Here is a 9,249-nt window from a genome sequence, read left to right as displayed (position 1 = left end):
TTTGGAGGCCTCCGTGCCCGACACCTGGTTCACCGCCGACACGCATTTCCTGCACGCCGGGGTCATCCCGGCCTGCCGGCGCCCGTTCTCGTCCATCGCCGAGCACGACGCGTCGCTGGTCGAGGCCTGGAACGCGACCGTCCGGCCCGCCGACACCGTCTACCACGTGGGCGACTTCGCCTTGGGCCCGGCCGAGGCGGCCGAGCGCATCTTCCGCCGGCTGCACGGGCGCAAGTGCCTCGTCGCTGGCAACCACGACAAGCGGTCGCGCAAGCTCCCCTGGGCGGAGCAGCACGACGGGATCCGCGAGATCTCGGTCGAGGGGCGGCACCTGGTGCTGTGCCACTATCCCATGCGTAGCTGGCCGCGGGCGTTCCGGGGCAGCCTGCACCTGTACGGGCACGTGCACGGCACGCTGCCGGGCACGACGCAGTCCTGCGACGTAGGCGTCGACGTCTGGAGCTACCGGCCGGTGTCGCTCTCGAACATCGTGGATGCGATGGCCCTGAGCGACACCGTGCCGGAGGAGGTCGCCCGGGCGCGGAACAGGGGCTAGCCCCGCCCGAGATGAGCCTCGGCGACGATCCCGAGCTCGACCAGGTCCTCGCCCTCGGGCTCGGCCTCCCGCTCCGGGGCCGGCGATGACACCCACTTCCGGTGCGGTTGGAGGGCATGTCGGATGGCCTCGGCGCGGGTCGTCGTCGCGCGAACGACCCGCCAGTCCGACCGTATGGCGATCCAACGCCGGTTATCGACGAGCCAGTCCTCCCACGGCATCCCCGGGTCGGGATGGCGGTCGTCGAGGTACAGGCAACGGTATCGGAGCCGGTGCTCTTCACCCGGCGGGTCTCGGGGCATGCGGAGGATGAGCGCGAGCTCACGCTCCCTCTGGTCGAGGGCCGGGTCCGGGTTGAGGACGAGGAGGCCCTGCCGTGGGCGGCGCTCGGGATGCACTGCCTGTGGCAGTCGGCTCTGCGCGTAGAGCCGGTGCGCCCAAGGATCGCTGTGTTCTTCGAGCACGACCGGCATGGGCCGCCACCAGCCCCAGCCGATGTCGGCGAGGTGCATATACTTAGCCCCGGGCACCTTCGGCCATTCGACCGTGTAATCCTCAGGCATGCCGCCCTCCTCGCTCTCGACGGGGACGGCGTAGCAGGCGCGCGTGAATCGACCCGTCGGGAATCGCGTCAAATGCGATGAGGCTCGTTCAACCCGCGGCAACCCTAACCGCCACGGCGCGAGCGGCGGCCGCCTCGAATTCCAGGCTGTCCGCTAGGTCCGTGAGCAGGCGCGCGACGGCGGGCCCGACCCATCCGGGGATCTCGCGGGCGCCCGACGCCCAGCGGTCGACGCCGCGGGGATCCAGGCTCTCGCGGGGGCCGTCGGGGTGCATGGCGCCGAGCATCCGGGCGAGCGGGCGCTTCCACTCTTCGTCGCTGCCCGAGAGCAGGCGGCCGGCGGGGGCGAGGTCGGCGGGCGTCATTGCAGTCCCTCCAGCGCGGCGAGGTCCTCGGGGGTCTCGCGCCGGCGGCGCACGGTCCGGCACAGCGCGTCGAGGGCCGAGTCCAGGCTCACCGCGCACTCGCCGACGATGAGGCGCGCTTCCCGGTCGACGGCGGCGTAGCGGCCGCCCCCGGCTCCCGCGGCGTGGCCGTCGGCGGCGAGCTCGCCCCGGTGCCAGGCGTGGGCGGGCCAGGCGCCGGGCGGCGTCTCGACGAGCAGGCCGACGAGGTCGCCGGTCTCGTCGTCCGTGACGCGCGCGGCCCATGCCGGCGTGGCGTCGCGGAGGGGCGAGGAGAGGTAGAGGTCCTCGCGCCACGGGTCCGGGAGCGGCGCGAGGATGACGTTCATCGGGTGCCACGTCTCGACCGGGAACCGGCGCAGCCCGGCCAGGTCGCTGTGGCCCGGCCGGATGACCGTGCGGCCGTAGCCCCACCGGATGCGGCGGCGGATCGGCCGGGTGAAGGCGGGGGCGGTGACGGCGGCCATGCTCACCTCGCCTGCATGAGCAGGTCGCGGAGCCAAGCGCCGTCCGTGGGGCGGCGCGCCGGCGCCGGGGCGGCCGGGGGCTCGTAGTCGGGGAGCGCGTGCAGCCACGCGATGTCCTCGGCGGTCATCTCGCCCGGGACGGCGGCGGGACGGCGGGCAGCGCGCGCCTCGGCGGCCGCCAGGGCGACGGCGAGGGGGCGGCGGCGCGAGCTGCGGCACCGGCCGACGGGCCTGCGGGCGGGACGGCGGGACGCCCGGCCTCGCTGGGACGGTCCGCTCCGGCGTCTCGGGCGGGCCGTCCGCCGCGGCCGCCGACGTTCGCCTCAGCGCGGCCAGCGCTCCGCGTCCGGCCACGGACGCCGGTCCGCCGGCCGCCACCGGCGCTCGCACGAGGCCGGCCCGAGGATCGATGATGGCGGGCGGGGCCGCGGCCGCGCCGGCGGCGGGGATCCCGGGGGCGGCCCCGGCACGAGCCTCAGGCGCGGCGGGTCCGGCGGGGGCGTCGTCATGGGACCTCGGGGCGGGTGCGGGGACGCGGCGGATCGGGGTGCGCGGCGCCGGGGCGGCCGCCTCGCCCGGCAGCGCGGACGCGGGCGACGAGGGGGTGCGCGGGGTCGCCGGCGGCGGCGGCCAGGGCGGCCGCCAGGGCGGCGACGAGGCGCTCACGCAGGGCGGCGCCGACGAGAGCGTCGAGGCCGTCGAGCAGGGGAGGGCTCACGGGCGGGGCTCCTCGATGGCGGTCCAGCGGGGCGCCTCGAACCGGACGAGGCCGGCGATGCGCAGGCGCTGCAGGACGGTCGAGACCTGCTTGACCCCGAGCCCGAGGCCGGGCGCCAGGTGCATCGGGAGCGCGCCCGCGGGGACGGCGCGCAGGGCGGCCAGGACGGCGGCGTCGCGGTCGGTCACGGGCGCCCCCTCACGTAGGCCCGGCCGATGCCGAGCGCCGACAGGATCTTCGCGCCCGGCGGGCGGCGGCCCGAAAGCACGTCTGCGAGGTAGCCGGGTCCGACGCCGTGGCGCCGGGCCCAGCGGGCGGCGGAGGGCGCGCGCTCGACGGCGGCGCGGAGCGAGAGTGGGCCGAGCATGGCGTCCCGCACGGCGGCGTCGGACACGAGCTGGCGCCCGGGCATGCGCTCCGTTCGGGGCCGCGGTACGATGCTCACGCCCGCCAGGCCGGCCCAGCGATGCGCCGTGCACTCCGCGACGCCCAGCCGGCGCGCGACGGCGCCGACGCCCACCGTGCTCGCGACGACACGGCGGACTTGCGCCGCCGTCACGCCCGAGCCGACCTCCCTCCACACCCGCATAGACCCCTCCACGAATCGACGCGCGACGCCGCGCCCAAGCATTCAAGCACGTTCGTCAGATGACGAAAGGGGAGTTGAGGGCACAAACTTAACGCGGACGACTGGATGAGCATGGAGCACTCAGAATTTACTCATTTAATGAGCATCCGGTTGGGGTCCAAAATTGACACCAGGACTGAACGAGATCTTGCGGCTGCCCCCGCGAGTGCTAGCATTCGTCATGTGCCGTAGTCGCGGCACAGCACAGGGAGGACGCGATGCCGGAGCTGTACAGGACGACGCGGGACTGGCAGGGGCCGCCGGAGGGCCTGGGCCTGGAGTGGCAGCCGCCGCGCGAGCTGCGCGTGTCGGGCGTCCTGAAGTGCCTCTGGACGGCTGAGGCCCCGTCGCAGGACTACGACGACGCGCTCGCCGGCCCCGAGGGGCGCCACCTGAAGGCCATCGGGTTCTCGCACGATCGCATGAGGTCCGGCCTGCCCTGCCTCTGGGAAGGGCCGGACTACGACCGCGAGCAGGCGGCCGTCCTCCTCAACACGGCCGCCCGGGGGTTGGCCGCCCACCGAGAGCGGGTCGCTCGCGAGCGCGCCCAGGCGGCCGCCGCGGCGGAGCGCCGGAGGGCCGAGGACCTCGCCCTCGCGGAGCGCGCCATCGCCGCCACGCGCGAGTCGCTGCGGACGCAGGGGTGGGCGTGGGCCGTGCGCGACGACGTCGAGCTCGCGGAGCGTCGCATCGCCAGGGGACCGGCTGGCTTGGAGCGCTACCAGAGCGAGCACCTGCTCGACCTCGTCGTGCGCGCGCAGGCCAACATCGACCGCGCGATGCGCGCGATGGAGATCCCGTACGAGCCCGAGGCCGAGCGGGCCGCCCTGCCGGAGGTGCAGGCCGCGGCGCATGAGGGCTGCCGGCTCCTGACCGCCCGCGACGCGGACCGGGCCTCGGTCGTCAACAAGTCCGGATGGGGCCGGAACAGCACGGTCCGGGGGCACATCCTCGCCGGCCTCCCGGCGCTGAATGCCGTGCTCGCCTCGCACGCGCTGCGGGCGCTCCGGACGCACCGCAAGCAGCTCCCCCCGGAGCTGGCGCTCAGGGTGTTCGGCCTCGACCTGCCCGACCTGCTCGCGGCGGCCGCGGCGGCGTGATTGTGGGTTGCGGGGGCGAGGCGATCATCAAAGCGTCGCCCCCGACAGGAGATCTCCAATGCGTTCCCTTGCCCGCCTGTTCGCCGCCCTCGCCGCCGTCGCCCTCGCGCCCCTGGTCTTCGTGTGGGAGGGCGGCCGCTGGGTCCTCCGGACTGTCGCGGGCGTCCGGCCGGATCCCGTCTTGCCCACCGCCGTCGCGGCCGAGGAATATCTCGACGCTGCCGCGGCCGTCCCCGCGCCGAGGCTGCCGACTGTCGCCGGCGTCCCTGCGACGCACCCGGTCGGCGTCGCGCTCGTCATGCACGCCCGGCACCTGACCGCCGGCGGCGACCCTGTCGACCTGTCCGGCCTGCCGGTGCCGGTCGCGACGTGGCTGCACTCCCTCTCGCCGGACGAGCTGACCGTCCTCGCCCGGACGCTCCCCCATCAGGCCGAGGCCCTCGCCGCCGGGCGCGGACGCGTCCCCGGGCTGCCTGGCTCCCACGACGCGGACGTGTCCGCGGAGCCCGTGACACATCCCCAGGCGGCCGATGTGGACGCGTCCGCGCCCGCATTCCACTGGCCCTACCGGGGGACGCCCGCGGACCGCGCGATGGCCGACCTGCTCGCGCACGTCGAGGGCGTCAGGGCGAGGCAGGCCAGGGTCGCCTAGGCCGCCCCAGCCCCCGAAAGCAACGAGGCCCGCCGGGGTGACCTGCGGGCCTTTTGGTTGTCCGACGTGCGCCCGCGCGGGGCCGACGTGCGTTCCATGTGCGTCTCTCTGCGGCCCCGCGTAGGCGCACCGGGAAAGCCGCAAGCGAAAAAGCGAGGGGCGCCGACGATTTCTCAGGCGCGCCTGGCAGGCCGGCGGGCCTCCGCCTTGGACGCCCGGATCCTCAGGCCGGCCACCTCAGCGCGGGCGGCGGCGAGCTGGCGGGCGAGCTCGGCCTCACGGGCGCGGGAGGCCAGGAGGGCCTGGCCGAGGCGGTGGACGGCTGCCTCCGACCGGGCCTCGGCACGGTCCCACGCGGCCCGCTCAAGGGCAGCCTTGGCGGCCCCGTCGGCGGCGAGCAGGGCGTTGAGCAGGCCGGTACCGACCTCGCCCGTCACTGCATGCCCGTGGCTCATGTCCGCCTCCCTCTCTCAGGAGGCCTATAGATTCAGGGTCCAGGCTCCCTGTCCAGCTGCGCTTGGCGAGAGGGTTACTGGATCCCTGGGCGTCGAATGCTCGGGACGCGTCCGGGCTCCTTCTCGACCCTGGCCGGATAGCCCCCCCGTTACTTCGGGGATCTGTAACGGAAATCCGAGGCGCCGCGGCGGGCGGCCTGAGTGCGCCCGACACGCACCAGTCAGTAATGCGCCATGAGCTGACCTTTGCCGTCAGCCATTCGAAGGGCTGGTCATCGACCGAGAGCAGACGCGCGCCTATAGGACCGGGTGGTCACGACTGTAGCGACCTCCTCAGTGGGACATCAGGCAACAGACGGTCGTCTCGCTCAGCAGGTCGCGCGTGACCCCGCCGAAGAACCACTCGCGTAGGCGGCTGTAGCCGTAGCCGCCCGTTACGATAAGGTCCCCGTCGATCGCGCGGACGGCCTTCTGCAGGTCCTCGGCGACGCTCCAGCCCGAGCGCGCCGCCAGATGCCCGCTGGCGTTGACGTCGTGCAGGGCGAGGTAGCGGACGACGTCGTCCACCTCCGCCCGGTCCCCGTCGTCCGTCATTCGAAGCACCTGGACCGCCTCCGCGCGCCTGAGCAGGGGCAAGGCGTCCGAGAGCGCCCGGCGGGTCTGCGGCGTGTTCTTCCAGCCGACGACGATGCGCCTAGCCTCCAGGTGCTCGATGCCGGCCGAAACCACGAGGACGGGGCGGCCCAGGCCCATGAGCGCGTCGCCGAGGTCGACGGCCATGCCCGGCCTGACGCCCTCGTCCTCGGCGTAGCGACCGACCACGACGAGGTCCGCGGCCCGGGACTGCCCTGCCAGGAACGGGACCGGACCGGCGATGTCGGAGCGCCACTCGACGCAGTCGTTCAGGCAGGAGCCATGGCGGAAGACCTGTTCGGCGGCTGCGCACCTGTCGAGGGCGGCTTGGCGGATCTCCTCGATGACCATGCCCATGGGCACGGCGGTCTCGCCGTAGCCCTGCGGGTAGTCGGGCATGCAGGCGGCGGCCCCGACGAGGCGGGCGCCGAGGCGGTGAGCCAGGTCCGCGGCGAGACGGACCCGCGTCCTGGCGTGGCGCCCGTCGTCGACCGCGACCATGATGCTGGCAATTGACACGGGAGCCTCCCTCGACCCGGAACGGGCAACAACAGGATGCGAGCGCCCGTGCCGGTCGGCGTTGATCTGCCTCAAGCCCGCCAGTCCTGGCCGGGGAACAGGAATCGGTCCGCCGCGCGCAGGAGCGCCGCCAGGCCGTCGATGGCCGGCTCGGGCCTCGTGATCACGAAGCGGGGGATGGCCTGCATCACCTCGCTGAACGGGGGCTTGTCCTCGAAGGCGTCCCGGAACGCCTCCCCCTTCAGGGCCTCGACGATACGCGGCGCGATCCCGCCGGCCAGGTAGACCCCGCCCGTCGCCGAGAACATCAGGGCGAGGTCGCCGGCGAACCGGCCCAGCAGGCGCGCGAACTGACGGACGGCCTCCCGCGCGAGCGGGTCGCCGACATTGGCCGCTTCGAGCACCTTCGGCGGCGATTGCCAGGCGGCCACGCCGCGCCCCGCCGCCAGCGCCCGCGCGAGCTTGGCGAGGCCGGGACCGGACAGCAGGGCTTCGGCGGTAAGCCTCCCCTCCGCCGGCATCAGGGCCTGCCACGGCAGTTCGTCGCGCTCGCACGGGCCGAAGCCGACATGGCCGGCCTCGGTCGTCTGGACCAGGAGGCGGTCGCCCGCCGGCACCAGGGCCGCGGCGCCGAGGCCGGTGCCTGCCCCGAGGACGAGGCGGGGCCCCCTTCCGGCCGCGACGGGCCCGATCCGCGCCAGGTCGGCCGCGTTCGCCTCGTCGAGCACGTGCAAGGCGGCCGCCTGCGGCACGTAATCGTTGACCAGCCGCGCCGCCTCCAGCCCGAGGGCGACGCCGATGTCGCCGAGGTCGAACAGCCAGGGCGCGTTGGTCATGCGCGTGGCGTACCCGTCGACGCGCCCCGCGACGGCGAGGAAGGCGGAGCGCGGCCGCGGCGTCCCCGGACCGTCGAGGTAGGCTTGCAGGGCCGCGATGGGCCCGGGGAAGCCGGCTGTCGGCACCTTCCGGATCGGGCCGGGGCATGCTCCCGGCGCGGGGAGCATGGCGAAGCGGGCGTAGGTGCCGCCGATGTCGGCCAGGAGCACGGGATAGGGCAGCATGCCGACGGGTCTCCGCTATGGGCGCGGTGGCCTAGCCGAGGGGCTTGCAGCAGGTGGCATGAGGCTGCCGGCAGAAGGTCAGACCTTCCTCGTCCCAGACCACGATGCAGCCGTGGCCCAGCGCGAAGTTCCGTACCCGGCCGAGGAGCGCGTCGTCGACGCCGAACAGGCGGTCGCAATCCGCGTTCGTCAGGCGCAGGGCCTGCCCGGCCCCGAGGCCGTCCAGGGATACCTGCAGGGCCGGAAGCGTGACCGTGGGCTGAACCGTCATCTCGTTCATCACGGCCGCTCCGTAAATATCCCAGGCTCACGGACGTGAGGCTAAGGCCCTTTCAGGCTGAGGATGTAGTCGATGACCGCGTCCATCTCATCGCGGTCGGGGCGCAGGCTCGGCATCCGTTCGTGGTGGCTCTGCAGGAAAACCGCGAGGGCCGGCCCCGTCGTTGAAGGCATGTTGGCGACCCGCAGGAAGGCGGGGCCGGAAAACTCGCCCGCCTGCGACCCGCGGCCGATGACGTGGCACTGGCTGCAGAGCTGCGTGGCAATGGTCCAGCCACGAACGCGGCGGTCCTCGATCCCACCGGCCATGACCGGGGAGCCGACGAAGGCAGCGAGCAGGCTGCCCAGTGCGAGGGTTCCGGACCGCCGTGGCGAGGGAGCGGTCATGAAGCCCTCGCGATCCTGAGGCGGGTCAGGGCGGCGCCTATGGCGACGGCCCCCGCGGTAACGTGCGCCCAGGTCGCGGCGTCGTTAACTGCGAACCCGAGGAGCCACGGCGCCAGGACCGTCCATGCCCCGGCGAGCGCGACCGCGCGCTCGAAGGACGGGCGGAAACGAAATTGGTTGATCCCCGTGAGCGAGAGGATCACCAAGCCCGGCAGCAGCGCCGAGAAGGCGGCCGGGCCTTGGTCGGCGAAGACCAGGACCCAGGCGGCCAACACCAGCGCGGTACCGGCCAGGTGTTCGAGGGCGCCGACGAGGATCTCGTCCGTGCCCCAGCCCGGAGAGGGCGTGACCCGCATACGTGCCTGGGACATGACCTGCCTCCACCATGTTCGATTGGCATTGTCGTCGCGGCCGCCGACGGGCGCTTGCCCGCCGCGGGAACTCAGGCGTGGACCTCGGCGATGATGCAGCCGGGGTCGACCACCTCGCTCGCCGGCGCCAGCACCTCCAGGCGGCCGCTGGCGGGGGAGACGATGTCGTGCAACGCCTCGCCGATGCGCACGGCGGCCACGGCCTCGCCGGCCCGCACAGTTGTTCCGTCCGCGACAAGCCAGCGCTCCAGTACGCCCTCGGGCAGCATGCCTGTGGTCCAGAGACCCTCGGCTACGTGGATGTCCGCCATGACCGCCTCCTGGCTCGGGGCGCGCGACAGGGTCGCCGGCCGGCAGGGGACGGCATCGGATGGAGGTCCGCCTTGATCTGGATCACGGCGTGACGGGCGGGCATCCCGCGGCCTTGAGGCAGGTCAAGGCGGCTCCCGGACGCTTT

At 73.9% G+C, this 9,249-nt stretch carries 17 protein-coding genes; 3 read left to right on the top strand and 14 right to left on the bottom strand.

Translation table 11 applies throughout. The annotated features are described in order from the left end of the window. The first annotated feature begins 13 nt into the window (after positions 1-13). Positions 14-556, top strand: coding sequence for a metallophosphoesterase family protein (locus tag MFF04_RS19115; protein ID WP_238254715.1), 543 nt, complete (start codon positions 14-16; stop codon positions 554-556). On the opposite strand, the gene MFF04_RS19110 is transcribed toward MFF04_RS19115, so the two are convergent. The 7 genes from MFF04_RS19110 to MFF04_RS19085 form a co-directional block, all read right to left on the bottom strand. After that, positions 553-1,119, bottom strand: coding sequence for a hypothetical protein (locus tag MFF04_RS19110; RefSeq protein WP_157228086.1), 567 nt, complete (start codon positions 1,117-1,119; stop codon positions 553-555). The two genes, MFF04_RS19115 and MFF04_RS19110, sit on opposite strands and share 4 nt — an antisense overlap. An 88-nt stretch (positions 1,120-1,207) precedes the next feature. Continuing rightward, positions 1,208-1,483 (bottom strand): hypothetical protein, encoded by a 276-nt coding sequence (locus MFF04_RS19105; RefSeq protein ID WP_017483086.1) that lies wholly within the window; start codon positions 1,481-1,483, stop codon positions 1,208-1,210. Continuing rightward, complete coding sequence (locus MFF04_RS19100) at positions 1,480-1,989, bottom strand: hypothetical protein (protein ID WP_017483087.1); 510 nt, start codon at positions 1,987-1,989, stop codon at positions 1,480-1,482. The genes MFF04_RS19105 and MFF04_RS19100 overlap by 4 nt, the downstream gene beginning before the upstream one ends. Positions 1,990-1,991: 2 nt before the next feature. After that, a complete protein-coding gene (locus MFF04_RS21960) occupies positions 1,992-2,117 on the bottom strand; it encodes a hypothetical protein (RefSeq protein WP_017483088.1) in 126 nt (41 codons plus the stop codon). Between the two features lie 377 nt (positions 2,118-2,494). Next, complete coding sequence (locus tag MFF04_RS19095) at positions 2,495-2,707, bottom strand: hypothetical protein (RefSeq protein ID WP_017483089.1); 213 nt, start codon at positions 2,705-2,707, stop codon at positions 2,495-2,497. Beyond that, positions 2,704-2,895 carry a hypothetical protein gene (locus MFF04_RS19090; RefSeq protein WP_017483090.1) on the bottom strand — a complete coding sequence of 64 codons (192 nt, stop codon included), beginning with the start codon at positions 2,893-2,895 and terminating at the stop codon, positions 2,704-2,706. The genes MFF04_RS19095 and MFF04_RS19090 overlap by 4 nt, the downstream gene beginning before the upstream one ends. Continuing rightward, on the bottom strand, positions 2,892-3,296 hold the full coding sequence (locus MFF04_RS19085; protein WP_017483091.1) for a hypothetical protein: 405 nt from the start codon (positions 3,294-3,296) through the stop codon (positions 2,892-2,894). Before MFF04_RS19085 ends, MFF04_RS19090 begins: the two co-directional genes overlap by 4 nt. 257 nt (positions 3,297-3,553) lie before the next feature. On the opposite strand from MFF04_RS19085, the gene MFF04_RS19080 reads away from it, so the two are divergent. Further along, positions 3,554-4,435: a hypothetical protein gene (locus MFF04_RS19080; protein ID WP_017483092.1), complete on the top strand. Its 882-nt coding sequence runs from the start codon at positions 3,554-3,556 to the stop codon at positions 4,433-4,435. Between the two features lie 58 nt (positions 4,436-4,493). Continuing rightward, on the top strand, positions 4,494-5,087 hold the full coding sequence (locus MFF04_RS19075) for a hypothetical protein (RefSeq protein WP_017483093.1): 594 nt from the start codon (positions 4,494-4,496) through the stop codon (positions 5,085-5,087). A gap of 173 nt (positions 5,088-5,260) precedes the next feature. Here the strand turns inward: MFF04_RS19075 and MFF04_RS19070 are convergent, their stop codons facing one another. The 7 genes from MFF04_RS19070 to MFF04_RS19040 form a co-directional block, all read right to left on the bottom strand. Next, positions 5,261-5,542, bottom strand: a complete 282-nt coding sequence (locus MFF04_RS19070) for a hypothetical protein (RefSeq protein WP_017483094.1) — start codon at positions 5,540-5,542, stop codon at positions 5,261-5,263. 333 nt (positions 5,543-5,875) lie between these two features. After that, a complete protein-coding gene (locus MFF04_RS19065; protein WP_026105327.1) occupies positions 5,876-6,694 on the bottom strand; it encodes a universal stress protein in 819 nt (272 codons plus the stop codon). A 71-nt stretch (positions 6,695-6,765) separates the two neighbouring features. Continuing rightward, positions 6,766-7,755: a glucokinase gene (locus MFF04_RS19060; protein ID WP_017483096.1), complete on the bottom strand. Its 990-nt coding sequence runs from the start codon at positions 7,753-7,755 to the stop codon at positions 6,766-6,768. Positions 7,756-7,786: 31 nt separating this feature from the next. Beyond that, a complete protein-coding gene (locus MFF04_RS19055) occupies positions 7,787-8,035 on the bottom strand; it encodes a hypothetical protein (RefSeq protein WP_017483097.1) in 249 nt (82 codons plus the stop codon). A gap of 41 nt (positions 8,036-8,076) precedes the next feature. Next, on the bottom strand, positions 8,077-8,421 hold the full coding sequence (locus MFF04_RS19050) for a c-type cytochrome (protein ID WP_017483098.1): 345 nt from the start codon (positions 8,419-8,421) through the stop codon (positions 8,077-8,079). Next, positions 8,418-8,792: an SPW repeat protein gene (locus MFF04_RS19045; RefSeq protein ID WP_017483099.1), complete on the bottom strand. Its 375-nt coding sequence runs from the start codon at positions 8,790-8,792 to the stop codon at positions 8,418-8,420. The genes MFF04_RS19050 and MFF04_RS19045 overlap by 4 nt, the downstream gene beginning before the upstream one ends. 71 nt (positions 8,793-8,863) lie before the next feature. Continuing rightward, positions 8,864-9,103 (bottom strand): biotin/lipoyl-containing protein, encoded by a 240-nt coding sequence (locus tag MFF04_RS19040; protein ID WP_017483100.1) that lies wholly within the window; start codon positions 9,101-9,103, stop codon positions 8,864-8,866. Positions 9,104-9,249 lie beyond the last annotated feature (146 nt).

This window comes from Methylobacterium jeotgali (genome assembly GCF_022179345.1).
GTDB classification, from domain to species: domain Bacteria; phylum Pseudomonadota; class Alphaproteobacteria; order Rhizobiales; family Beijerinckiaceae; genus Methylobacterium; species Methylobacterium jeotgali.
Note: the sequence above shows the minus strand (reverse complement) of the source record. Positions and strands in the feature narration are given on the sequence as shown.